This is a genomic window from Yersinia sp. IP36721 (genome assembly GCF_003634395.1).
GTDB lineage: Bacteria > Pseudomonadota > Gammaproteobacteria > Enterobacterales > Enterobacteriaceae > Yersinia > Yersinia entomophaga.
Genome location: NZ_QCZL01000001.1, coordinates 216000 through 240474, shown reverse-complemented (window position 1 = coordinate 240474; position 24475 = coordinate 216000). Strand labels below are relative to the sequence as shown.

Here is a 24475-nt window from a genome sequence, read left to right as displayed (position 1 = left end):
CGACATTCTGCCGCAGAGCCATATTCTGCGGCTTTTTGATCCTGGGAATGACGATACCCGCCTTGGGAGCCGAACGGATCATCAGTCTGGCTCCTAGCACAACCGAACTGGCCTACGCCGCCGGTTTGGGAGATAAGCTGGTCGCCGTCAGCGATTACTCCGACTATCCTGAAGCGGCCAAAAAGTTGGAGCACGTGGCTTCCTGGCAAGGGATTAATGTTGAAAAAATACTGGCGCTTAAGCCAGATCTGATTCTGGCCTGGCGCGGCGGTAATGCCCAACGTCCGCTCGACCAGTTGGCATCATTCGGGATTCCCATTTTTTATTCCGATCCCACCACTATTGAGCAGATCGCCGACGATCTGGATAAACTGGCGGGATACAGCCCTGAACCGCAAAAAGCCCATCAGGCAGCGCAGCAAATTCGGCTACGCAGAGCAGAGCTGGCAAAACATTATGGAAAAAATCAGCCTCTGAAGGTATTGCTGCAATTTGGCACCCAGCCGCTGTTCACCACGTCCGGCCATACCTTACAAAGTGAAGTCGTCGCGTTGTGCGGCGGCGAAAATATTTTTGCCGATAGCCGCGTACCCTGGCCGCAAATCAGCCGTGAACAGGTACTTAACCGCCAGCCAAAGGCTATCGTTATCGCCGGTGGCGATGAGCAAATCAAGTCGGTTCGCGCCTTCTGGCAGCCGCAGCTCGATATCCCGGTTATTGCCGTCAATGAAGACTGGTTTAATCGCGCCAGCCCGCGTATCCTGCTCGCCGCTCAACAGCTGTGCCAGCAACTGGCCAGCATTTCATCCCCTGTCGCGGAGTAATCTCAAATGCTGGTCTACTGGCTGGATATTTTAGGTACGGCGGTATTTGCCATATCCGGCGTACTCTTGGCGGGCAAACTACGGATGGACCCTTTTGGCGTATTGGTCTTGGGCGTGGTGACCGCTGTCGGAGGCGGAACCATTCGCGATATGGCGCTGGCTAATGGCCCGGTTTTTTGGGTAAAAGATCCCACCGATCTGGTGGTAGCGATGATCACCTGTCTGGCGACTATTTTGCTGGTGCGCCAACCGCGCCGGACCCCAAAGTGGATTCTACCAGTGCTGGATGCCATTGGATTGGCGGTGTTTGTGGGCATCGGCGTGAATAAAGCCTTTGCCGCCGGAGCCAGTCCGCTGGTGGCGATTTGTATGGGCGTGATTACCGGCGTGGGCGGAGGAATCATTCGCGATGTATTGGCGCGGGAAATACCGATGATTCTACGCACCGAAATCTACGCCACCGCCTGTATTATTGGCGGCATTGCGCATGCCACGGCCTACCATACTTTTGGTATGCCGCTGCAACAGGCTATGATGCTAGGTATGGCGATCACGCTGGCTATCCGGCTAGCTGCCATTCGCTGGCGCTTGAAGTTGCCCACCTTTGAGATTGAATAGATTAATATCCATTCAGCCCAGCATTAACGAGAACACGCGAAAACTCCCGTTGATGCTGGACGACTTCCATTTGCAGTAACGGTCTTAAAGTTCCGAATATCTACCCCTGCCCCGGCTCATAAAGGGCAGAAAATACTCTTCCCACTTTGACCATATCAACTCACATAAATACAGTGGCTTTTAAACGCATATTCGACCGATTACTCAGAACGATGACTATCAGTGTTTCCATCATATTCTTTACTGTAAAAATGGAAGTTAGTGCAATCGACAGATCCATCCCCCGCAATAGTAAAAGTGGCTTTAAGACTAAGTCCATCATACCAATGCGCGTTTTCTTGAAAGTAATGTTCACGTAACACCATAAAATGTTCATGACTTACATTCTGCTGAATAAGATGGCTGACTTCAATCTCACCACTCTCTGCATCAAAGCGAAACTCAGCTTGCTTGTCCGGATTCCCAAGAAAAAAAAACTGTTTTTTAGAGGATAATAAGGTATCAATCAGCGCAATTTGCCCAATTTGCGATCCCACGATATTGAAAACCTCTTCCTGTTTTTCCGTTAATTTATTAATAAATTTTTTCAGATGAGCTTCTTTTACTTCTGAGCTAATGGTATCAGTAACGGACATTCTAAACCCGTCTACATTATATGTTCCTCTGCATATATCTTTAAAAATCTGTTTAGCTCCACCATTATTCCACTGCACTCTTAAATCACCAGAAATATATCTTTTTATTGCTGCAATGAAATCTATTTTCAAATCCTGGTCGGCATTGATTTTATTCATATTAAAATATGAAAGAAACTGTTGCTCTTCTAGTAGTAGAGAGTGACGGTCTTGACTATATATATCCTGCTCGCCAATAAAAAAAGTAATATTATCTTTATTCGGGTGGTCCTCTACTCTAAATAAATCTCTATATACTGGCTCAGACATCAATTTTATTTTATTAAAAATCTCTACCCTATCTCGTAGAGTTATGCTGGCAGATGTGCCATGAGCATGGGTTAACCTGTAAAGTTCATTCATTGCATCCTGTTTTTTTTCTGGGCGGAAATAATCCATGATTTTATCCCATAATCCCAGCTGCGTTGCATGGTCTTTATCTTGTGAAATCATTCGTTCAAGGCGACTTTCACTAACTAAAACCGAACGTGTACCAATAGTTAAAGCTATGTTCATAATATCCTCCTATCACTTGAGATAAAGTTACATTACAACGCTTATTTATATAGGGCTTTAATATTACGATTGCGCTATAATCTTTGGCTGATAAATGCAGGCATGTCATAAAAAATAGTATTCTGCGTAGCGTTTTAGGTTAATTTATCACTTTGTTTTTTCAGGTTTTTACACCATGATAATTAAACATATACTGTGATGACATATTACTTTTTCATTACGACGATTTTGCCTAACCTGCTTTTATTATCACGACCCATAGCACTGATTAAGTTATATTCAGATTTCAGCCACCAAGTTTCTTCGCAGCAGACCGATACCTGATACTCAATGTGCTTTCCGTCTGAACGAAAAGATGGCCAACGAACTATAAATTTTTTATGAAACGACTTTTTTTTACTTCCTGGCTAGCGCTATTCGCTATGCCCGGACTGGCAAAAAGTCAGAATGGCAGTATCTTTGTCAGCCTGAAGCTGTACGCAGCATGCCAGATTTCACCAGAGACCAATCATACCCCTGACGGGCCAAACCCGCAGGTCAATTGCCCAAAAGACGCCAGTTATGCCCCCAAAATTACGCGTTCTGACGCTGTAACACTGCGGAATGCTGAGGTCACAAACGATGTGCAGATTCCTGTTCAATTGATTACGTTAGAGTGGTGATCGAGAGAGCGCTAATCGAAAGTGATGAACGTCGGACATAAAAAAACCGCTTACCGAAAGGCAGGCGGTTTTTTTCGCTATTAATAAATCGATGCGATAACTATCAGATACTAAAGGAAGAACCGCAGCCGCAGGTTGATTTGGCATTCGGGTTAGTCACGATAAAACGTGAGCCTTCCAGACCTTCGGTGTAATCCACCGCGCCCCCCACCAGATATTGCAGGCTCATTGGGTCAACCACCAGCTCAACCCCTTCTTTTTCAATGGTCATATCGCCGTCATTGATCTGGTCGTCGAACGTAAAACCGTACTGGAATCCGCTACAACCACCGCCGGTAATGTAGACCCGCAGTTTCATATTCGGATTTTCTTCATCTGAAATCAGCAGTTTTACTTTTTTTGCCGCTGCCTCGGTAAACTGCAGGGGCAATACTGTTTCGTCGCTCATACTCTGTACTCCCAACCGGTGTTCGAGTTGCAGGTCACTACAATGGCAGCCTGATCTATGTGGCAATTATCTAATACCTGAGTAATGGGTTCAAGTATTCACGGTAAATGATATATTTTATTTACCTGTTTCAACCGCCGTTTCACTGGCTTTTGCCGCTTCTGCCGCCTGTTCCTGACGCTGTAAGGTACGGGCTAAAATGGCAGAATACAATGGCTTACCGCCCATAAATTGGGCAATTAGCGTCGCCCCCAGACAGGTCACTATCATCGGTAAAATAAGTTGGTAGTTATCGGTCATTTCCAACACCAAAACGATGCCGGTCAGGGGCGCACGGACGGATGCGGCAAATAATGCCCCCATTCCAGCGATAGCAAAAGTCCCTGCTTCAATATTATATTCTGGGAAAAAGTGGCCGCAAGATAGACCAAAGGCGGTACCTAACATGGTGCCCAATGCTAGCATCGGTGCGAAAATGCCGCCCGGCGCACCAGAGCCGAAACACAACAAAGTGGTGATCGTTCGAGCGATAAAGATAAACAGCAGCATACCGATGGTGTAATTTCCCGCTGCCGCGATAGGAATTAGCGAGAAGCCGCCGCCGACGGTTTCAGCTTGAATGACCCCCAGCAGCCCGCACATACCGCCCAGTAGCCCGCCAATCATCAGCAGTTTACGCCAGTCTCCGCCGTGGAAACGCATAAACATATCCTGAGTACGGAATACCAAAGCATTGAACGCTACACCCACCGCACCAAACAAAACCCCCAGTGTCAGATACAGCCAAAGGGTATTCAACGGCGCATCGCCGAGACGGCCAACGTCTATCAGCGCCTTTTCACCGTTAAAATAGCGGTAAACAATGGTCGACATAATCACGCCGACAAATACCGCCTTAATCGAAACCAGGCTGTAGCGGAACTGAGAGCGCATCTCTTCGATAACAAACAGAATCCCCGCCAGCGGTGCATTAAACGCGGCGGATAACCCGGCTGCGGCGCCGGTTGCCAATAAAGAATGTCTCGCTTCCGGGCTACGGAGTCGGAAAATATCCACCACCATTCGCCCGGTGTTGCCCCCCATCTGCACCATTGGCCCTTCACGCCCCAGCACCATGCCAGCGCCCAAAGTACCCAGACCACCGATAAATTTTACCGGAATCACCCGCCACCAGCGAACCGGGCGCATTTCCTCCAGCGCGCCTTCGATTTCAGGAATGCCAGAGCCACCGGCTTCTGGGGCAAAGCGGCGAACCAAAAAGTAACCGACCATTGCCAACACTGCAGATAGGATGAAAGCCAGCGGCCACACCAAAATGGCGTAATCTGCAACCTGCCCTATCGCCGCAAAGCGTTGCTGTTGGACCCAATCGACGCCACGATCGAAAGCGACGCCGAGCAAACCGGTAATGACACCAACCACGCCCGCCATGACCAAAATAACAATCGGCGTTTTATCGCGATTAATCAGGGTTCGAATGAAATGGCCACGTCTAATCCGTAAGGCGCCAACGTTAGGTGTTTGTTGCATTGAATCAGTCATAGTGAAGTTATTTATCAGTTGAACCAATAAGTAATACAAATAGACGGTGTGCAGATTTTAGCGCACAACCGATCTATTCGCCTGCATAAAATCCGAAGACGCATGATCTGGCGCAGGATGCCGCTAATTGGCGATCTCTCTTCCTTAATGAGAAAGCAGTTTATAGCCCGCATTCCTACACGAAAGATGCCCAATTATTTGATAACCGCCGTCAGTACTTTAGAATGAACGGATTAATTCCTTGCCAAGCCCAATTCAGGAGCCAGTTAATGAATAAGTCCGAAAGTTTGTATGCCCAAGCGCAACAGTTGATCCCCGGTGGGGTTAACTCTCCGGTGCGTGCATTTACCGGTGTCGGTGGCGTACCACTCTTTATCCATCGGGCTGATGGCGCTTACCTTTTCGACGTCGATGGCAAAGCCTATATCGATTATGTTGGTTCTTGGGGGCCAATGGTGCTCGGCCATAATCATCCGGCGGTGCGCAATGCGGTGATTGAAGCAGTTGAGCGCGGCCTGAGCTTCGGCGCTCCAACAGAGATGGAAGTGAAAATGGCTGAGTTGGTCACCAATCTGGTGCCAACCATGGATATGGTGCGGATGGTTAACTCCGGTACTGAGGCTACCATGAGTGCCATCCGTCTGGCGCGCGGCTATACTCATCGCGACAAAATCATCAAGTTTGAAGGGTGTTATCACGGTCACGCCGATTGCCTTCTGGTTAAAGCCGGTTCCGGCGCTCTGACCCTTGGGCAGCCTAACTCTCCGGGCGTTCCGGCTGATTTCGCCAAGCACACCCTGACCTGTACTTACAACGATTTGGCCTCCGTTCGCGCCGCTTTCGAACAATATCCGCAGGACATTGCCTGCATCATCGTCGAGCCGGTTGCCGGCAATATGAACTGCGTACCGCCGCTGCCAGAATTCATGCCAGGCCTGCGCGCGCTGTGTGACGAGTTCGGCGCACTGCTGATTATCGATGAAGTCATGACCGGTTTCCGCGTGGCATTGGCAGGTGCGCAAAGCTATTACAATGTAGAGCCGGATCTGACCTGTCTGGGTAAAATCATTGGTGGCGGTATGCCGGTGGGTGCCTTTGGTGGCCGTCAGGAAATCATGGAAGCGCTGGCGCCGACCGGCCCGGTTTATCAGGCGGGGACTTTGTCCGGTAACCCGATTGCCATGGCCGCCGGTTATGCCTGTCTGACGGAAGTATCGCAGGTTGGCGTACATGAAACTCTGACCGAGCTGACCGACACTCTGGCCGCGGGCCTGCTGCATGCGGCAAAAGAGGAGAATATCCCGCTGGTGGTTAACCACGTTGGCGGCATGTTCGGCTTTTTCTTTACCGACGCTAAATCAGTGACTTGCTATCAGGACGTCATGGCTTGCGACGTGGAACGTTTCAAACGCTTCTTCCATCTGATGCTGGAAGAAGGGGTTTATCTGGCGCCGTCCGCCTTTGAGGCTGGCTTTATGTCCGTAGCGCACAGCGCAGAAGACATTCAGAAAACCGTGGATGCCGCTCGCCGCTGTTTCGCCAAGCTGTAATGTTCACCTGACGTTAAACGTAAAAAAACCCGCCTTTTAAGCGGGTTTTTTTATTCCCTGCGGGCTATCAGAAAGTCACAGAATAACCGAGATTAAAGGTTCGTCCGCGCCCTTTGAAATCATACAGCGAGGCCGGCCCATAAAGCGGGCTGTAGAAGACCTGCGCCCGTTGGCCCCAAATCGTGGTGTATTCCGTATCCAGCAGATTTTCGATAGAGAAAGAAACCTTGCCCACCGGCAGACTGTAAGAACCCAACATATCCACAGTATTGTAGCCATCCAGTTTCATTCCCGCGCCGTCGGTCACGTCGAACGCCTGCTGAGTTTGTACTCGCAAATTCCAGTCTCCCGGCGTCCAGCCTACATAAGCGGTCAGTTTTGACGGGCTGGCTTCAGTGATAGTCACTTTGCTCCAGCCCGTTTTTGTCTGGTTTTCAGAGCGAATCAGGTTGAAAGAGGCACCGGTAGTCCATTCTGGCATTGGCAGACTGTAATCAACTTGCCCTTCAATCCCGTAAATACGACGTTTGCTATCCACCACATCAATATTTAACGTGGATTTATTGTAGTTAATCGATTTATCCGACTGCGTGTAATAGGCCGCCAATTGGGTCGTGACGTTATCGCCCAGGTAGCGCCAGCCTAACTCATAGGAGTTGGTTTTAATCCCTTGCAGGCGAGAATCCGCTACGTTAATGCTGTCTTTTAGCTGATAGTGGTCGCCCACTTTGACGTAGTTGCCCTGACCGTAATATTTACCGATGTCTGGCAATTGGAACGCCTGAGAGAAGTTCAGCCACATTTGCTGATTTTCAGTCAAATGTGCCAATACGCCAGCGTTGAATAACAGATTATCGTAGCTGGTTGTGCCGCCGGGAATAGCATCGGCGCTTTTAGCCTGACCAGAGGCAACGGCTTCCTGCTGAGTGGTTCCCACAAAGTCGTTGATGGTGTTTTTCGCATATTGATAGCGCACACCGCCGTTCAGCGTGAACATTTCCGTTAACGCATAGTCCGTTTGCATAAACAGTGCGCTATTAGTCACGCTGTAGCCCGGATAGCGGCCAATCTGATAAATGCTGCTCATATTCATGCCGCCACTGGCATTGGCTTTCGCCATATCGAAGCTCATCTGATTAGCATCAAACTCCTCCCGATCAATATCCGCGCCGTAAGTCAGATTCCACCTGTCGGTCAATTGACTGGTCATGGCTACCGTTGCACCGTATTGACGGGTATTTTGCTGCGAAGTGGAATAATTATCGACTTGGGTTTTATTGGCGCTCAGCCGCGGGAAGGGATGGAAATCCAGCTTTTCGTTACGATAATAAGTTTGAGCCAACAATTCCTGACCGAAGAAATCTTTATCGGTATAAGTGAAATTCAGCAAGTTACGCTGCGTGCCAGGAATGCGGTCCGAATACATACCGCTGCGGTTTTCTGCGTTTCCGCCTTTGCCGGTCACAACGGAGAAATCCTTCCCTAAATACAGCGCGTGATCGCCATCACCGGCGCTTTTGTAATACTGCGCCAGCACTTCGATACGGCGATTAGTATCCAGATTAATACCGCCATTGGCCATCAGATCCAGACGGTCGGAATACTGTAAACCGGTCTGGGTGATGTCCATGGTGATAGGATCGCCTTTGCCATCGTACCCGCCGCCAAACCGACGATAAGAAGCAGAAAGGCGTCCGTCAATATGTTCATTGCCGCCGCTCCACGCCGCGCCAAAGTTGTTATCCATATCATCGCTATTATTGAAACCGCTTTTAGCGCCGGTTGCGAATTCAAACTCGGAACCCGGCTTACCTTTTTTGGTAATGATATTGACCAAACCGCCAATACTGCCGCCGCCGTACAGCGCGCTGGCGCCGGAAAGCACTTCTACGCGTTCTATATTGAAGGGATCGATAGAATCCAACTGACGACTACCGGCACGGGAGGTATTCATCCTCACTCCGTCGATGAGCACCATCATTTCGCGGCCACGCATATTCATGCCGAAGTTAGTACGCCCTTGACTGCTGACGTCCATACCCGGTACCAATTGCGCCAGAATTTCTTTGATATCTTTTCCGCCGCCGGCCTGCTCGGAGATCTGCTGGTTATCGATAATCCAGGTGGTCTGGGCAATATTCGCCACGGTTTTATTAGTGCGACTGGCGGAGATCACCATAGTATCGGCGTTAGTCTCAGCGGCGGCATAAGCACTGCCACTCAGCAGTGCCGTGGCGATAACAACAGTTTCTGTGAACAACTTCTGACGATTATTTTTCATTAGCGTACCGCGAAGGAAGTTATGACGGAGTGTAAAAACGCGTAAACACTAATACAAATAATTTCCATTCACAAATAAATTATTAACAGGCTTTTCAAAATGCGATCGCGACAGAAAATCACGAATAAATACGGTGAGTTAGCCGAGTTTTCAACGGTGAATTTACGTCAGGTTAGAATAATTTCCTGAGGGTATAATACCCCTATAAAATGGCAGGACTTGGCGCAGAGCACGAGTCTTCTCTGCGCCTGATAAAAGGCTTAATTGCTCTGTTTACGTAACAAATAGACGAAGTAAGGCGCGCCAATAAAGGTTGCCAGCAGACCCGCCGGAATCTGGTAAGGAAACAGCAGCATACGCCCGAACCAATCGGCAAACACCATCAGCAGGCCGCCGATGATGGCCGCAATGATTAACTGTGGAATAGCACGACGGAAGCCCAGCATCCGCGCCATATGCGGCGCCATCAGGCCGACGAAGCTCAACGGCCCCACGGTTAGGGTGGCGGCGGCGGTCAGGCTGGCGGCCAGCAGCAATATCGCCAGGCGGCTAGGAGCCAGTGCCATTCCTACCGCTCGCGCCGTTACACCGCCCAGTGGCAAAATCATCAGCCAGCGACGGCATAGCGGAGCCAAAGCCATCAGCACCAGCGCGATAATGGCGGTAGATAATGCCTGTGAACCGGTGACGTTATAAGTAGAGCCGGAAATCCACGCCAGCACACCACGCATTCGCGGATCGCCACTGGCCAGCAGCATGGTGATTACCGTGGTAAACGCAGTACTGACCGCGATCCCCGCCAGCAGCATTCTGCCGGGAGAAAAACCGCCGCGCCCGGCGACAAACGAAATCAGGAATAAGGTCACCGCCGCACCCAAACTACCTGCGGGTAACAACCATACCAAGGCATTGCCCGGCACAATAAAGAGCATAATTACCACGCCAAAAGCCGCGCCAGAGCTAATACCTAACACTTCCGGGCTAGCCATTGGGTTGCCGGTCAGTTTTTGTATCAACGCACCGGCTACCGCCAGCATCATTCCGGCAGCCAGAGCAGCCAGAACCCGCGGCCAGCGCCATTGCAACAGCGCCGAAAGATGATCGCCGCCAATCCACTGCCAACCATGACCGTCGCGGCCAAACAACAGAGCCACCGCCAATCCCGCCAGTAACAGTAATAAGCCGGCGCTAGCCCATCTCAGTAAACCTTGGCGCTCTTCCGGCACTTTATCGCCAATATTCATCGCCGGCGGCGTGACACTGTGTAAACGTGGCAACAGCCATAGCAACAGCGGCGCGCCGATTAACGCCGTCGCGGCACCGGTGGGAATTTCACGCCACACCGGTGTGAGCCAAACCATAATCTGGTCGGTCACCCACAGTAATAACGCACCGATGAAAGGAGCCAACAGCAGCCGCTGCGACAAGCGCCGCGCGCCGAGCATTTTCGCCAGCAACGGAGCAAACAGGCCAATAAAACCGATAACCCCAACGGCATTGACCAGCATCGCGCTGAAAATGATCGCCAGCCCCAACGCACCAAGGCGAGCCAGCGACAGGCCTAGCCCCAGATTACGAGCCACGCCATCATCCAGCCCCAGTAAAGTCAGCGGACGTATCAGCAGAGCCGCCAACAGCCCGGCAAGTAACAGGCGAGGCAGAATAAACTGCACCGCGCTCCAATCCTGCTGATTCAGCGTCCCACTGCTCCACAGGAAAAGTCCCTGTAGTTGATCGTAATTAAACAACGCCAGTAAGTTACTCAACGCGCTGCAATACAGCCCCAGAACCAAACCGGCTAGAATCAGCGTTATCGGGGACATTCGTTTGCCCCAAGCCACGCCAAATACCAGTAAGCCGACGATCACACCACCGGCCATCGCCGCCAGTTGACGCGTGAAATCACCGCCGGGCAGCATCCATAGCGTTGCCACCGTCAACCCTAACTGAGCACCGGCAGACACCCCCAAAGTGGCAGGTTCAGCTAACGGGTTGCGTAATACTTGTTGGAACAATACCCCCACCAGACCTAAACCGGCACCGGCCAGTAACGCTACAGCCACCCGAGGCAACTGGCTGTGATAAAACAGCATTTGTCGCACATCGTCGATATTGGGCGACCATAGCGCCTGAGACCAGTCGGTAAACGGGAGCAATTGATTGAGGTTATACAACGTTAACGCCGCACCGAAAGCCAACAGCAGAGAAATCAGCCCTATAGGTATTAACCGTTGAGAACGCAGGAAAGCGGCACTCATGAAGGTTGCTCCAACGCTTGTTCCAGTAAACGAACAAAACGCATCGCCGATAAGGTTGCGCCGTAGAACCATACCGGCGGCAGTACCCGCAACCGTTGCTGGCGCACAAAGGACATTGATTGCCATAGCGGCGTACTGGAAACCTGTTTTAGCAACTGGTCGTTACTGTGGTTAAAACAGATAGCTTTCCCCGGATTAATCTGTGCCAAACGCTCGATACCAACGATGGTGCTGCCCCACAGATTGGTTTCCCCCTGCCAGGCATTTTTGATGTTGAGCTCGTCAAGAACCCCTTGAAACAGGCTATTTTGCCCTATCACCAGCGCATGGCGGCTATCCAGCAAAGAAAACATCAGTAACGAACCTGAGTTATAGCCCTGCAATCGCCCACGGGCGGCGAGGATAAAAGCGTCAAGTTCGGCCAGATGACGCTCTGCCGCTTTCTCCATTCCTAAACGTTGCCCCAAGGCACGCACGGATTTTCTGCCCGATGCAAACGGCGAGCCACCCGGCGTGTTAAAAGCAAAACTCATACTCGGTGCGATAGGTGCCAGTTTCTGCGGCGTAGGGCCATAGCCTTCAGAGAGTAAAATCAGTGAGGGAGCCAGTTGCTGCAACAACTCCAGATTCGGTTCGGTACGCTGACCCACGTCAATCACGCTGGCGGGTAGCTTAGGTTCTTCCACCCATTGGCGATAATTATGAATATCAGCCACGCCCAGCGGCGTAGCGCCAAGAGCCATTAGCAGCTCGGTGGGCAGCCACTCCAACGCTACGATCTTGTCGCTATCAGGATAAGATGCAGCTCGGCCCGGCAGGGCAAAAAGCAATGGCGAAACCGCCAGGGCTATCAGCAAACGGCGACGTTCTCTATCGGGTACAGCAGAGGAAAATCGATTCATTAATAGACAAAACTTACCGGCGCACCGCCGGCTGGATGTGGCAGAATTCCCATCGGGATGCCGTAAATTTGCTCCAAGACTGAGCCCTGCATCAGGGATTCAGATTCTCCTTGCGCGATCATTTCACCGCCGCGTAGCGCCACCAGATAATCACAGTAACGAGCGGCCATATTAATATCATGCAGTACTGCAATCACCGTCAGACCGCGCTCGTGGCTCAAACCTTGGATCAAACTCAGTACTTCAACCTGATGAGCAATATCCAGCGCGGAAGTGGGTTCATCCAGCAAAAGACAGCGACTGTTTTGCGCGACCATCATCGCCAACCAGGCGCGCTGACGTTCGCCGCCGGATAAGCTGTCCACCAATCGATTAGCCAAAGGCTTGAGATCCACCAGCGCGATAGCGTCCTCCACCTGTTGGCGATCTTCTTGCCGAAAACGCCCCAATGCTCCATGCCACGGATAGCGGCCAATAGCGACCAGCTCACGCACCGTCATCCCTTCTGCAGCGGGCAATTGCTGCGGCAGATAGGCCACTTCGCGAGCGAAATCTTTGTTATCCCACTGACTCAACGGAATATCGTTTAGCAGCACTTCACCGGCGGATGGCAACTGGTGGCGACCCAGCATTTTTAGCAAGGTGGATTTGCCCGAACCGTTATGGCCAATCAATCCGCATACTTTTCCCTGCGGAAAACTCAGCGACAACGGCTGTAATAGCGTTCGGCCGGGAACGGAAAAGCTCAGTTCCCGAAGAGTGAAGTTACTGGATTGCCTAGCCTGTCTATCCTGCATATTACCTAGCATAGCGCCCTGTTATAACGGCACGATGAGAAAATGAATAAAAACGATAATAATTATCAAAGCAATCAGTTTATGCGTAATAACCAACCCACTGCAAGATCTGCGGGCGGACGATAATCAGCGATGATATTAACGGAAAAACAGCATTGCCTGCCACCGCTGAGCACTCTCAGAGGGGCCAGCATCATCCACGGATAGCGGCGGGATAACTCTGAGCCAGATCAAAAGAGCGGACGTCAGGGATAATACGAGGGAAAATCAGGAAAGGACTGGCGCGACCGAAGCCGCGCCAGTTTAGCGGGAAGTTACTGCCCGAACATATCTTTGATCCAACCGGCTACACCGTCACCTTCGGTCTGTGGCTGCGGTTCAGCCGCTGCCTGACACAAGCCCTGCGGGTTTTCGGTCCACACTGGTATGGTGCGCCAGCTGCCACCGTCACAAATAAAGTTGCCGGCAGAATCAATACTCATCTGACTAATCCCTTCCGGCGGTTGTAGCATCAACGGCAGCGGAGTTTGGTTTTCCAGATAGCGACGATACAGCGTTAACGCCCCGTTCGCCCCGGTCAGCTTGGCGGGACCATTGTTATCGCGCCCAACCCAAACAATGGCTACCTCTTTGCCATCGATACCGGCAAACCAGCTATCGCGCAAATCGTTGGTAGTACCGGTTTTCGCCGCCAGATTGTATTTCCCAAACTTGGCTGACAGAGATCGAGAAGTCCCGCGCTGTACCCCTTGCTGCATGGTGTACAACGTCAGGTAAGCCGCCTGTGCCGGAACCATACGCTCCGCCTGCGGGAAGCTCTGATACAGCACGGTACCGTCTTCCGCAATCACCGAGCGCACCGCCGACAACATAGCTCGGTTACCGCCGCTGGCAATAGTCTGATACTCCTGCGCCACTTCTATTGGCGTCAGATCGATAGCCCCGAGCAGCATAGCCGGAACTGGGTTAATGACCGATTTAGGAATGCCCAAGCGTTGTAGCGTGGCGCTGATTTGATCCAAGCCAACCGCCATCCCCAGATTCACCGTCGGTACGTTCAGCGAGTTTACCAAAGCATCCATTAGCATCACTTGCCCACGGAACTGGCGATCATAGTTCTTCGGCTGCCAGCTGGTGCCGTTCGGCAATTTGATAGACACCGGTTGATCCGCCAGCCAAGTATTCAAGCGATATTTGTCCGGCTGACTCAGGGCGGTGAGGTAAGTCGCCGGTTTCGCCAGAGAACCAATCAAACGCCGCGCCTGCATAGCCCGGTTGAAACCGGCAAACTGTGGCTGCGCGCCGCCGACCATTGCCCGGATTTCGCCGGTAAAGCGATCGACCACCACTACCGCCGCTTCCAGATCTTTGATATTGCGTGCCGCTTTCAGCGCCGGAACGCCGTCTTCCACGGATTTCTCAGCGGCGTCCTGTGATACCGGATCGAGAGTAGTAAAGATCTTCACGCCGGACAGATCGTTTACCTTGTCGCCGAGTTTTTCCTGTAGCTCCTGACGAACCATCTGCATAAAGGCAGGCTGTGGCGTAATGACGCCGCCTTTCGGCTGTACGCCCAGAGGACGGGCGCTGAGCATGTTATACAGCTCAACATCGATGATCCCCTGATTTTGCAGCAGTTTCAGCACCAGATTGCGTCGTTCCAGCGCCAGTTTCGGGTTACGCCACGGGTTGTACAGCGACGCCCCTTTCACCATCCCTACCAGCATGGCCTGTTGATCCAGACTCAGTTCGTCCACCGGACGACCAAAGTAATACAGGCTAGCCAGCGGGAAACCGCGAATCTGATCGCTGCCGCTCTGACCGAGATACACTTCGTTCAGATACAGCTCCAGAATACGATCTTTGCTATAGCGATAGTCCACCAACAGCGCCATGTAGGCTTCGTTGGCTTTACGCAGCAAAGATCGCTCGTTGGTCAGGAACAGGTTTTTTACCAACTGCTGAGTCAAGGTACTACCGCCCTGTACCGCTTTCCCCGCGGTCAGGTTAGCCACTACCGCACGCCCGATGGAATAAGGGCTGATACCGTCGTGCTCGTAGAAATGACGATCTTCCGTTGCCAGCAAGGTATCTACCAGCAGATCCGGGAAACCAGCGCGTGGTACAAACAGGCGCTGCTCGCCGTTTGGCGATTGCAGCATAGTGATCAATTTAGGATCGAGACGGAAGAAACCGAAATCTCGCTGATTATCCAGATTGACAATCTGCGCCAGACGATCGTTTTTGAATACCAGACGAGCGCGGATCTGCCCTTCTTTACCATCCGGGAAATCAAACGGTCGACGCAGCATTTCAATACTGTCGTTTTGCACCGTAAACTCGCCCGGTCGGGTCATGCGGCTCACCTGGCGGTATTGCATTCCTTCCAGCAAATTAACCATTTCTTTTTTGCTGTAAGCCATGCCCGGCTCAAGGTTAACCATGCGGCCATAAACCGCTGCTGGCAGTTGCCAAACTTTGCCATCAATACGGCTGCGGATTTGCGAGTTAAGATATACGCCGTAAACCGCCAGCAATACCACCGCCACGATAAACAGTTTGATCAATAGGCCGAGCCAACGGCGCTTTTTGCGCGCAGGACGGGATTTTACCTTTCTTGGCACGGGTTTATCCTCGTCGTCATAGTCATCATCGTCGCGATCATCATCATCCAGATAGTCTTCTTCATAATCATCTTCATTACGTCGGCGACCCAAGGGCCGTTTCAACGCGGATTTGGCCGCAGGTTTTTTACCTTTGCGCCCCGTAGGCTCGCGGTCATCTGACATGCATTTTCTCCACTACTTCCACGCGTATTGGCCGGCATAGCCGCTTAATGTCCCCTCCACCTCAGAGCGGGGGAAGAGGAAACATCTGAAATAATCAGCGCTGATACTTCTTGGTGCGCCGAGTCGGTAAGGTATTCGCCGGATCGTCCGGCCAGACATGCTTGGGATAACGCCCTTTCATCTCTTTTTGTACTTCCCGATAGGCTCCCTGCCAGAACGCGGCCAAATCACCGGTAATCTGTAAAGGGCGGTGAGCGGGAGATAACAGCTCCAGCACCACGGCAACCCGCCCTTCTGCAAGGCGCGGGCTGCTTTGTTCACCAAAAACTTCCTGTAGCCGCACCGCTAATATCGGCGGTTTATCATCATAATAACGAATAGATAGGCGGCTACCCGTGGGCACAGTGTAATGACTTGGCAGCGCACTATCCAGCCGCTGACGTTGTTGCCAGCTTAATAAACGGGTTAAAGCTTCAGCAATATTAACCTGCCGCAGACCGCGCAAATCGCGAACACCCTGTAGAGAGGGTTGTAGCCACAGCGCCAGATTGTCCAGCAAACTCTGATCGTCCACCGCAGGCCATTCGGCCTCCGGCAGCCAGCGCGCGGCACAATGTAGGCGAGTGCGAAGCTGGCGGGCATTCTCATCCCAATTCAATACATTTAGCCCTTGCTCACGCACCCAGTTCAGCAATGCCTGCTGTAGCGCCTCATCGCTGGGTTTGCTCAACGGCTGGGCTTTTAGAGTTAAGCGGCCAATCTGCCAGCGGTGCCAGGCGCGCAAAGTCCCTTTTTCTTCATCCCATTCCACCGCCGTTTGTTCCGTCACGCAGTGGGGAGACTGTTTAACCAATTGATCGATATCAACCGGCAGCGCCAGCAAGATGCGTGCGTCCGGCCCGCTGGCATTTTGTAACAAACTCATCGCCACCAGCCACGGAGCACGCGACAAAGCTTCATCCTGCGCCATTGCCGCGCCCATACCGTTAGCCAGCAGATAACGCCCATCCTGGCCACGCTGCTGCGCAATACGGTCCGGATAGGCCAGTGCCAATAGCCAACCGGCCAAATCGCTATTGACGCTGCCTGCCCGCTGCGGCAAACGTTGCTGTAATTGTCTGGCGCGTCGCTGCCAATGAGCCTGAGGGCGACTGAGCCAATCATGTAAATCGATCTGGCCGCCGCGTGGGGGTTCTTCAATAATTGCTGCCAGCAGCGCGGCTGTCGCCAGTGCGTCCTCGCCATGCTTCGCCGCCGCACACAGCATCGCCGCTAAACGCGGCTCACAGCCCAACGCCGCCATAGATCGCCCCATCATCGTCAACTGGCCGTTGTCATCAATGGCTCCCAAACGCCGCAGTAGATCCTGTGCCGCCGATAAAGCAGGCGCGGGCGGACAATCCAGCCAGTTTAGCTGGGAAACGTCCTGACACCCCCAATGCAGCAGTTCCAGCCAGAAACTGCATAAGTCGCTGCTGAGCACTTCCGGCTCGGCGTATTCCGGCGCTCGCTCCGCCTGCTCTTTGGCAAACAGATGCCAGCAAATCCCGGATTCTAATCGACCGGCTCGCCCAGCCCGCTGAATCATTGACGCCTGACTAATACGATGAGTTAATAATCTCGTTAGACCATTTTTAGGATCAAAACGCGCAACCCGCTCCAACCCGCTATCCACCACCAGCCGAATGCCTTCGATGGTTAAACTGGTCTCAGCAATATTGGTGGCTAACACCACTTTGCGGCGACCCGTAGCCGCTGGCTGAATGGCCTTTTGCTGCTCGCCCAGCGGCAGTGCGCCGTACAACGGACAAAGATCGGTATCTGCGGCCACTTCACCGCTCAAACGTTCCATAACCCGATGAATTTCCGTCACTCCGGGTAAAAACAGCAGCAGAGAACCAGATTCTTGGTTCAGTAAGCGTTTCACCCGGTTGGCAACGCCATCCTCTAATCGCTCATGGCTGGATAGTGGCTGATAGCTGCGTTCTACCAGGAAACTGCGCCCGGCAGAAACGATCGCTGGAGCATCAGGCAATAACGCAGAAAGCCGTTGGTTATCCAGCGTTGCTGACATAATTAACAGCTTCAAATCTTCCCGCAGTGCTTGCTGTACGTCTAACAGCAGCGCCAGTGCCAGATCCGCCTGTAGGCTACGCTCATGGAATTCATCCAGAATCACCAGCGACACGCCTTGCAACTCAGCGTCCTGTTGTAACATCCGGGTCAAAATACCTTCGGTAACCACTTCCAGCCGGGTATTCGGGCCGGTTTTACTTTCGGCACGCATGCGATAACCCACGGTTTGCCCCGGTTCCTCCCCCAGTTGCTGCGCCAAACGATAAGCTACGTTTTTTGCCGCCAGCCGACGAGGTTCCAGCATGATAATGCGTCCTGCCAACCCGCCCCGTTGCAGAATTTGCAGCGGCAGCCAAGTGGACTTCCCTGCGCCAGTTGGGGCATGAAGCAAGACTTGCGGCGAAGATTGCAACGCAGATAATAGATCGTCAACAACAGCACTGACGGGCAAAGAAGACACAGCACACTCCACGAAGGTTAACTTTCACAGTCAGGCATTGTAGCATCTAGCCCTTACGCCGTATTTAGCCAGGCTTTAACGATGCGAAACCTTATTAATGACAGATTTAGCAAATAATCCGAGCCGCCGCCTGTTTTTCGCTTTGGCACTGCCGCGATCGCGCCAACAGCACATTATTCAGTGGCGAGCCGATCATTTCCCCGAAGAAACCGGCCGCCCGATCGCCGCCGCCAATCTGCATTTGACGCTGGCCTTTCTGGGAGAAGTGAGCGAGCAGAAATCGCAGGCGCTTCGGCAACTGGCTGGCCGTATCGAGCAGCCGGCCTTTACCGTGACTCTGGACGATCTCGGCCACTGGCCCGGTTCCGGCGTGGTATGGCTCGGCTGTAAACAAGCCCCCAGAGGATTGCTACAGCTAGCAGAATTGCTGCGATCTCAGGCGGCACGCAGCGGTTGCTACCAAAACCCGATGCCGTTTCACCCCCATGTCACGCTGTTTCGCCATGCCACACGCCCGGTCAACCTGCCGCCCAAAGTAGACGCCGGCCAATTTACGCCGAGCCAGTTCTCGCTTTATGAATCCGTCTATAGCCGTGGGCGTACTCGCTATAAAGTGATACAAAGCTGGCCATTGGGTGAGAAAAAAAGGAAACAAGATGCGATTTAAGACCCCGCTGCAACACGCCACTCTGATTCAGCGTTATAAGCGTTTTCTAGCGGATGTGATGACGCCCGAAGGTGAAACCCTCACTATTCACTGCGCCAATACCGGAGCCATGACCGGATGTGCAACACCGGGTGACACAGTTTGGTATTCCACTTCGGACAATCTTAAGCGTAAATATCCCCATACCTGGGAGCTCACCCATACCCAAACCGGGGATTGGATCTGCGTTAATACTATGCGTGCCAATGAGTTAGTCTACGAAGCAATAACACTGGATGCAATACCAGAATTATCCGGTTACAGTGCTGTCTACCCTGAGGTAAAGTACGGCGCGGAAAATAGCCGTATCGACTTGTTATTACAGGCAGAAAATAGATCCAACTGCTATATTGAAGTGAAGTCTGTAACCTTATTGCAACAACAGTGCGGATATTTCCCCGACGCGGTGACGCTACGGGGTCAGAAGCATCTGCGGGAGCTAAAAAACGAGGTTGCCGATGGGCACCGGGCAGTATTGTTCTTTGCCGTATTGCATTCGGGTATTACCCAGGTTGCAGCGTCCCGACATATTGACCCGCGTTATGCCGATTTGCTGGCGCAGGCTCAAGCGTCTGGGGTGGAAGTTATCTGTTACGGTTTTCAACTATCGCCTGGCGGTATTGAGCTTGCTGCTCGTATACCGTTATTAACGGTTTAGTCACTAGTGGCCAACTGCTGAATAAAAAGCCGATTGCCGCATAGGGTCTCGCCAAATACGCCTTCCTTCACAGCATTGTCAAGCAGGCGACAGGAATAATTGCCAACCTACCTTCCATCTGTTATTTATAGCGGCCTGATTTTTCCCCCGTACTTTGGGGAATCGTTCGATAGTGCGTATGAATGTAGGAGAAGCATCATGCAAGAAGGGCAAAAACGTAAAACCTCGTCCTTGAGCATTCTCGCCATCGCTGGGGTGGAGCCGTACCAAGAGAAGCCAGGCGAAGAGTATATGAATGCCGCCCAGCTTTCGCATTTCAAGCTGATTCTTGAAGCATGGCGCAATCAGCTCAGGGATGAAGTAGATCGTACTGTATCTCATATGCAAGACGAAGCTGCTAACTTCCCTGACCCGGTTGACCGCGCTGCTCAAGAAGAGGAATTCAGTCTTGAACTCCGTAACCGCGATCGTGAGCGCAAGCTTATTAAGAAGATCGAGAAAACGCTGAAAAAAGTAGAAGATGACGATTTCGGTTTCTGCGAATCTTGTGGTGTAGAAATCGGTATTCGCCGTTTGGAAGCACGGCCAACTGCGGATTTATGCATTGACTGTAAAACTTTGGCTGAAATCCGCGAAAAGCAGATGGCTGGCTAATTCAGCAAGAACGTGTAACACGGTGCCGGGCTTTCCCTGGCACCGCATAACACAACGGGAGCAACCTCCCTCTATTTATGTCAGAAAATCATCGCTATGTGGGGCGCTTTGCTCCCTCTCCTTCCGGAGATTTACACTTTGGCTCGCTGATTGCGGCCCTCGGAAGTTACCTGCAAGCCCGTGCTCAAGGCGGAAGTTGGTTAGTTCGTATTGAAGATATTGATCCGCCTCGGGAAATTCCGGGCGCTGCTGGTCGCATCCTCACCACTTTAGACCATTATGGCCTCCACTGGGACGGTCAGGTTATCTATCAATCCCAACGCCTCGATGCATACCGCGCCGCCCTTGATTGGCTGCGCCAACAAGGATTAAGCTATTACTGCACCTGTACCCGTCGCCGCATTCAGCAAATTGGCGGTTTCTACGACGGTCATTGCCGCAACCTGCATTTACCGCCCGATAACGCCGCTATCCGTCTGCGCCAAACCCATCCGGTTTACGTTTTTCAAGATCGACTGCTGGGATCGCTCCATGCCGATCCCGCGTTGGCTGAAGAGGATTTTATCATTCGCCGTCGTGATGGGCTGTTCGCCTACAATCTGGCGGTAGTGGTAGACGATGCGTTTCAGGGCGTGACAGAAATCGTGCGCGGAGCCGATTTGATCGAGCCTACGGTGCGTCAGATTGCGCTGTATCACCAGTTGCAGGCGCCGGTGCCGAGTTATATTCATCTGCCATTGGCGTTGAATCATGACGGTAATAAGCTATCTAAGCAGAATCACGCGCCTCCGCTACCTGATGGCGATCCGCGCCCAATTTTAGTCGCCGCACTGAAATTTCTGCGTCAACCGGTGGCAGAAAGCTGGCAAGATCTTGATCTATCGTTATTATTACGCTGGGCAGTTGAACACTGGAGCCTGGATTTACTTCCCCATCAGGGTGCAATAACTCAGCCAGAAAACATAACGGCATTCTCAAAGGAACCTCGGTGAGCTATGATTAGCCGCTGTTTTTCCGTAGTTCTGTTTATTATTAGTCACTATCGAGGTGTACCATTTTTACCCGAGTAGCCAATTTCTGCCGTAAAGTACTGATCCGCGAAGACAAAACTGTCCGTGAAGATAAAGTTACCGGTGAAGATAAAGTGGCCCGCAAAGAAAAAAGGCCCGCTAGAACTGATACCGGCCGCGTCAAACAAGCGGTGCAGCCTGAGGAAAAACGTCAAATGACGGTAATCCCACGGGATCAACACAATATTTCCCGCAGAGAAATCAGCGATAATGCGCTGAAGGTACTCTATCGTCTGAATAAATCAGGCTATGAAGCCTATCTGGTCGGCGGCGGTGTCCGCGACTTACTGCTTGGCAAAAAACCAAAAGATTTTGATATCACCACCAGCGCGACGCCCGAGCAGGTTCGTAAACTGTTCCGTAACTGCCGTTTGGTTGGCCGCCGTTTCCGTTTGGCTCACGTGATGTTCGGGCCGGAAATTATCGAAGTGGCCACCTTCCGCGGTCATCACGAACAGCAACAACCTGAGGGCAATGATAAAAATTCTTCTCAGCAAGCTCAGAACGGTATGTTGCTGCGCGACAACATCTTTGGATCCATCGAGGAAGATGCACAGCGCCGTGACTTCACCATCAACAGCCTGTATTACGGAATTTCCGATTTTGCCCTGCGGGATTACACCGGCGGCCTGCGCGATCTGAAGCAAGGGATTATTCGCCTGATCGGCGATCCGGAAGTTCGCTATCGTGAAGATCCGGTACGAATGCTGCGCGCCGTGCGTTTTGCCGCCAAGCTGGATATGACCATCAGCCCGGAAACCGCCGAGCCGATCCCGCGCTTAGCTTCGCTGCTGCGTGAGATTCCGCCAGCGCGTCTGTTCGAAGAATCGCTCAAACTGCTGCAATCCGGCTACGGTTACAAAACTTATCTTAAACTGTGTGAATATCAGCTTTTCCAGCCGTTATTCCCGCTGATTGCCCGTAATTTTACTGAGCATAATGATTCGCCAATGGAGCGAATTCTGGTTCAGGTATTAAAAAATACCGATGACCGTCTGCAAAATGATAAGCGGGTCAACCCGGCGTTTCTGTTTGCAGCTATGCTTTGGTATCCATTGATCGAACATGCGCAAAAACTGGCGCAGGAAAGCGGTCTGGCTTATTACGATGCCTTCGCGCTGGCGATGAATGATATTTTGGATGAAGAATGCCGTTCACTGGCCATTCCAAAACGCATTACTGCGCTGGTACGGGATATTTGGCTGTTGCAGTTACGTCTGTCTCGCCGTCAGGGCAAACGGGCGCACAAACTGATGGAGCATCCGAAATTCCGCGCGGCCTACGATTTGCTGGCTCTGCGTGCAGAAGTGGAAAACAACCATGAACTACAGCGTTTAACTCAGTGGTGGGGTGAATTCCAGGAAGCTACGCCGCCGCATCAAAAAGCGATGTTGAATACTTTGGGTGCCGACCCTGCGCCGCGCCGTTCTCGCTCACGCCGTCCGCGCAAGCCAACCCAACGTAAAGAAGGGGCATAACAGGTCTATGATCCGGGTTTATATCGCGTTGGGCAGCAACCTTGCACAACCGCTGCAACAGGTTAAAACCGCTTTGGAGGCGCTGGAACACCTTCCGCGCACCCGTTTGGTCGCCTGTTCGCAGCTTTATCGCACTAAACCCCTTGGACCACAGGATCAGCCTGATTTTCTTAACGCCGTGGTCGCTCTCGACACGGCGTTACCTCCAGAACAATTGCTCGATCATACCCAGGAAATCGAACGTAATCAGGGACGTGTGCGTAAAGATGAGCGCTGGGGACCCCGCACGCTGGATCTGGATATTATGCTGTACGGCGATCGAGTGATTAATACCGAACGTCTGACGGTGCCGCATTACGGTCTGAAACAGCGCGAGTTTATGCTGTATCCGCTAGCAGACATCGCGCCAGACTTGATTTTCCCCGACGGAGAATCCCTGGTAGATCGCCTTAAATTGGTGCCAAAGAACGGCCTTATCCCTTGGTAATTGCAAATTAAGTTGCGAGCTCTCTCGCGTTCCCCTTCCTACCTTTTATCCCTTCTGTGCATTCCTGCCGAGAGTTTGCTAGCATTCAGACCACTATATTTATAATGTAACTGCCTTATCTACATGCACTAATCAGCGGTAGACTGGCGTTAACTGATTGCAGGCCGCAAGTGTGATAACGCTCCGTTATTCGGGTCTGTCGGGTTATTTTCTGGAGAACGAATAATGAAAGCGACTACTCTGACCCACTTGCGCCAATGGAAACAGGAAAAGCGTAAGTTTGCGACTCTCACCGCCTATGACGCCAGCTTTGCTCAACTATTCTATGAGCAAGGTATTCAGGTCATGCTGGTGGGTGACTCTCTTGGGATGACGCTACAGGGCTTTGACTCCACTCTCCCAGTCACCGTCGCCGATGTGGCTTACCACACCCGCGCAGTCCGTCGCGGCGCGCCTAACTGCCTCCTGCTCTCCGATATGCCCTTTATGAGTTATGCCACGCCGGAACAAACTTTTACCCACGCGGCCGAGCTAATGCGCGCCGGAGCCAATATGGTGAAGCTGGAAGGTGGAAGCTGGCTGTGCGATACCGTTCGCATGCTGGCGGAGCGCGCAGTGCCGGTTTGCGGCCATCTGGGGCTTACGCCGCAGTCGGTTAATATATTTGGCGGTTATAAAGTACAAGGTCGGGAAGAAGTTGCAGCCAACCAATTACTCAAAGACGCCATTGCGCTCGAGCAGGCGGGCGCTCAGCTCTTGGTGTTGGAATGCGTGCCGGTAGAACTGGCGAGCCGAGTCACTGAAGAGCTGGCCATTCCGGTTATCGGTATTGGCGCCGGAAATGTTACTGACGGACAAATTTTGGTTATGCATGATGCTCTCGGTATCACTAGTGGCCATACACCAAAGTTCAGCAAAAACTTTTTGGCTCAGGCTGGCGATATCCGTTTGGCGATCCAACAATATATTCAGGAAGTTGAGCAGGGAATCTACCCGGCTGAAGAGCACTGCTTCCAATAACTCAG

20 protein-coding genes are annotated in these 24475 nt (G+C 52.0%); 11 read left to right on the top strand and 9 right to left on the bottom strand.

Going from position 1 to position 24475, the window contains the following annotated elements:
* The first annotated feature begins 47 nt into the window (after nt 1–47).
* Both btuF and DBA33_RS00990 read left to right on the top strand, forming a co-directional pair.
* Nucleotides 48–824, top strand: coding sequence for a vitamin B12 ABC transporter substrate-binding protein BtuF (btuF, locus tag DBA33_RS00995; RefSeq protein WP_120805260.1), 777 nt, complete (start codon nt 48–50; stop codon nt 822–824).
* Between the two features lie 6 nt (nt 825–830).
* Nucleotides 831–1442: a TRIC cation channel family protein gene (locus DBA33_RS00990; RefSeq protein ID WP_064516506.1), complete on the top strand. Its 612-nt coding sequence runs from the start codon at nt 831–833 to the stop codon at nt 1440–1442.
* Nucleotides 1443–1642: 200 nt separating this feature from the next.
* Here the strand turns inward: DBA33_RS00990 and DBA33_RS00985 are convergent, their stop codons facing one another.
* The gene (locus tag DBA33_RS00985; protein WP_120805258.1) at nt 1643–2632 is read right to left on the bottom strand and encodes a hypothetical protein; all 990 of its coding nucleotides are present in this window, start codon (nt 2630–2632) and stop codon (nt 1643–1645) included.
* A gap of 380 nt (nt 2633–3012) precedes the next feature.
* Here DBA33_RS00985 and DBA33_RS00980 point away from each other — a divergent pair, with 380 nt between their 5' ends.
* On the top strand, nt 3013–3294 hold the full coding sequence (locus DBA33_RS00980; RefSeq protein ID WP_064516502.1) for a hypothetical protein: 282 nt from the start codon (nt 3013–3015) through the stop codon (nt 3292–3294).
* Between the two features lie 103 nt (nt 3295–3397).
* Here the strand turns inward: DBA33_RS00980 and erpA are convergent, their stop codons facing one another.
* Both erpA and clcA read right to left on the bottom strand, forming a co-directional pair.
* Nucleotides 3398–3742 carry an iron-sulfur cluster insertion protein ErpA gene (erpA, locus tag DBA33_RS00975; protein WP_049601291.1) on the bottom strand — a complete coding sequence of 115 codons (345 nt, stop codon included), beginning with the start codon at nt 3740–3742 and terminating at the stop codon, nt 3398–3400.
* Between the two features lie 117 nt (nt 3743–3859).
* Nucleotides 3860–5284 (bottom strand): H(+)/Cl(-) exchange transporter ClcA, encoded by a 1425-nt coding sequence (gene clcA, locus DBA33_RS00970; RefSeq protein ID WP_064516500.1) that lies wholly within the window; start codon nt 5282–5284, stop codon nt 3860–3862.
* Nucleotides 5285–5553: 269 nt separating this feature from the next.
* Here clcA and hemL point away from each other — a divergent pair, with 269 nt between their 5' ends.
* Complete coding sequence (gene hemL / locus DBA33_RS00965) at nt 5554–6834, top strand: glutamate-1-semialdehyde 2,1-aminomutase (RefSeq protein ID WP_064516498.1); 1281 nt, start codon at nt 5554–5556, stop codon at nt 6832–6834.
* Nucleotides 6835–6901: 67 nt separating this feature from the next.
* On the opposite strand, the gene DBA33_RS00960 is transcribed toward hemL, so the two are convergent.
* The 6 genes from DBA33_RS00960 to hrpB form a co-directional block, all read right to left on the bottom strand.
* A complete protein-coding gene (locus DBA33_RS00960) occupies nt 6902–9115 on the bottom strand; it encodes a TonB-dependent siderophore receptor (RefSeq protein ID WP_120805256.1) in 2214 nt (737 codons plus the stop codon).
* Nucleotides 9116–9375: 260 nt separating this feature from the next.
* A complete protein-coding gene (fhuB, locus tag DBA33_RS00955; protein WP_120805254.1) occupies nt 9376–11373 on the bottom strand; it encodes a Fe(3+)-hydroxamate ABC transporter permease FhuB in 1998 nt (665 codons plus the stop codon).
* Nucleotides 11370–12224 carry a Fe(3+)-hydroxamate ABC transporter substrate-binding protein FhuD gene (gene fhuD, locus DBA33_RS00950; protein ID WP_235601040.1) on the bottom strand — a complete coding sequence of 285 codons (855 nt, stop codon included), beginning with the start codon at nt 12222–12224 and terminating at the stop codon, nt 11370–11372. The genes fhuB and fhuD overlap by 4 nt, the downstream gene beginning before the upstream one ends.
* Nucleotides 12225–12274: 50 nt before the next feature.
* The gene (gene fhuC, locus DBA33_RS00945) at nt 12275–13072 is read right to left on the bottom strand and encodes a Fe3+-hydroxamate ABC transporter ATP-binding protein FhuC (RefSeq protein ID WP_120805408.1); all 798 of its coding nucleotides are present in this window, start codon (nt 13070–13072) and stop codon (nt 12275–12277) included.
* A 314-nt stretch (nt 13073–13386) separates the two neighbouring features.
* A complete protein-coding gene (mrcB, locus tag DBA33_RS00940; protein ID WP_064516491.1) occupies nt 13387–15861 on the bottom strand; it encodes a bifunctional glycosyl transferase/transpeptidase in 2475 nt (824 codons plus the stop codon).
* Between the two features lie 94 nt (nt 15862–15955).
* Nucleotides 15956–18409, bottom strand: coding sequence for an ATP-dependent helicase HrpB (gene hrpB / locus DBA33_RS00935; RefSeq protein ID WP_120805252.1), 2454 nt, complete (start codon nt 18407–18409; stop codon nt 15956–15958).
* An 85-nt stretch (nt 18410–18494) separates the two neighbouring features.
* Here hrpB and thpR point away from each other — a divergent pair, with 85 nt between their 5' ends.
* The 7 genes from thpR to panB all read left to right on the top strand — a co-directional run bounded on the left by thpR (nt 18495) and on the right by panB (nt 24470).
* On the top strand, nt 18495–19064 hold the full coding sequence (gene thpR / locus DBA33_RS00930) for an RNA 2',3'-cyclic phosphodiesterase (protein WP_064516487.1): 570 nt from the start codon (nt 18495–18497) through the stop codon (nt 19062–19064).
* On the top strand, nt 19054–19761 hold the full coding sequence (gene sfsA, locus DBA33_RS00925; protein ID WP_064516485.1) for a DNA/RNA nuclease SfsA: 708 nt from the start codon (nt 19054–19056) through the stop codon (nt 19759–19761). Before thpR ends, sfsA begins: the two co-directional genes overlap by 11 nt.
* A gap of 198 nt (nt 19762–19959) precedes the next feature.
* Entirely contained in the window at nt 19960–20415 is a 456-nt protein-coding gene (gene dksA, locus DBA33_RS00915; protein WP_002209354.1) for an RNA polymerase-binding protein DksA, read from the top strand.
* 77 nt (nt 20416–20492) lie between these two features.
* Nucleotides 20493–21407 (top strand): tRNA glutamyl-Q(34) synthetase GluQRS, encoded by a 915-nt coding sequence (gene gluQRS, locus DBA33_RS00910; protein ID WP_064516483.1) that lies wholly within the window; start codon nt 20493–20495, stop codon nt 21405–21407.
* 233 nt (nt 21408–21640) lie between these two features.
* On the top strand, nt 21641–22963 hold the full coding sequence (pcnB, locus tag DBA33_RS00905; RefSeq protein ID WP_235600973.1) for a polynucleotide adenylyltransferase PcnB: 1323 nt from the start codon (nt 21641–21643) through the stop codon (nt 22961–22963).
* A gap of 7 nt (nt 22964–22970) precedes the next feature.
* Nucleotides 22971–23450, top strand: coding sequence for a 2-amino-4-hydroxy-6-hydroxymethyldihydropteridine diphosphokinase (gene folK, locus DBA33_RS00900; RefSeq protein ID WP_064516480.1), 480 nt, complete (start codon nt 22971–22973; stop codon nt 23448–23450).
* Nucleotides 23451–23675: 225 nt separating this feature from the next.
* Nucleotides 23676–24470, top strand: a complete 795-nt coding sequence (gene panB, locus DBA33_RS00895) for a 3-methyl-2-oxobutanoate hydroxymethyltransferase (RefSeq protein ID WP_064516478.1) — start codon at nt 23676–23678, stop codon at nt 24468–24470.
* Nucleotides 24471–24475 lie beyond the last annotated feature (5 nt).

Coding starts and splice junctions, on each gene's coding strand:
- mrcB (WP_064516491.1), bottom strand. CDS start 15,861: ATGTCAGATGACCGCGAGCCTACGGGGCGCAAAGGTAAAAAACCTGCG.
- gluQRS (WP_064516483.1), top strand. CDS start 20,493: ATGTCAGAAAATCATCGCTATGTGGGGCGCTTTGCTCCCTCTCCTTCC.
- panB (WP_064516478.1), top strand. CDS start 23,676: ATGAAAGCGACTACTCTGACCCACTTGCGCCAATGGAAACAGGAAAAG.
- fhuC (WP_120805408.1), bottom strand. CDS start 13,072: ATGCAGGATAGACAGGCTAGGCAATCCAGTAACTTCACTCTTCGGGAA.
- DBA33_RS00990 (WP_064516506.1), top strand. CDS start 831: ATGCTGGTCTACTGGCTGGATATTTTAGGTACGGCGGTATTTGCCATA.
- folK (WP_064516480.1), top strand. CDS start 22,971: ATGATCCGGGTTTATATCGCGTTGGGCAGCAACCTTGCACAACCGCTG.
- clcA (WP_064516500.1), bottom strand. CDS start 5,284: ATGACTGATTCAATGCAACAAACACCTAACGTTGGCGCCTTACGGATT.
- pcnB (WP_235600973.1), top strand. CDS start 21,641: ATGACGGTAATCCCACGGGATCAACACAATATTTCCCGCAGAGAAATC.
- hemL (WP_064516498.1), top strand. CDS start 5,554: ATGAATAAGTCCGAAAGTTTGTATGCCCAAGCGCAACAGTTGATCCCC.
- thpR (WP_064516487.1), top strand. CDS start 18,495: ATGACAGATTTAGCAAATAATCCGAGCCGCCGCCTGTTTTTCGCTTTG.
- sfsA (WP_064516485.1), top strand. CDS start 19,054: ATGCGATTTAAGACCCCGCTGCAACACGCCACTCTGATTCAGCGTTAT.
- DBA33_RS00980 (WP_064516502.1), top strand. CDS start 3,013: ATGAAACGACTTTTTTTTACTTCCTGGCTAGCGCTATTCGCTATGCCC.
- DBA33_RS00985 (WP_120805258.1), bottom strand. CDS start 2,632: ATGAACATAGCTTTAACTATTGGTACACGTTCGGTTTTAGTTAGTGAA.
- erpA (WP_049601291.1), bottom strand. CDS start 3,742: ATGAGCGACGAAACAGTATTGCCCCTGCAGTTTACCGAGGCAGCGGCA.
- fhuB (WP_120805254.1), bottom strand. CDS start 11,373: ATGAGTGCCGCTTTCCTGCGTTCTCAACGGTTAATACCTATAGGGCTG.
- btuF (WP_120805260.1), top strand. CDS start 48: ATGACGATACCCGCCTTGGGAGCCGAACGGATCATCAGTCTGGCTCCT.
- dksA (WP_002209354.1), top strand. CDS start 19,960: ATGCAAGAAGGGCAAAAACGTAAAACCTCGTCCTTGAGCATTCTCGCC.
- DBA33_RS00960 (WP_120805256.1), bottom strand. CDS start 9,115: ATGAAAAATAATCGTCAGAAGTTGTTCACAGAAACTGTTGTTATCGCC.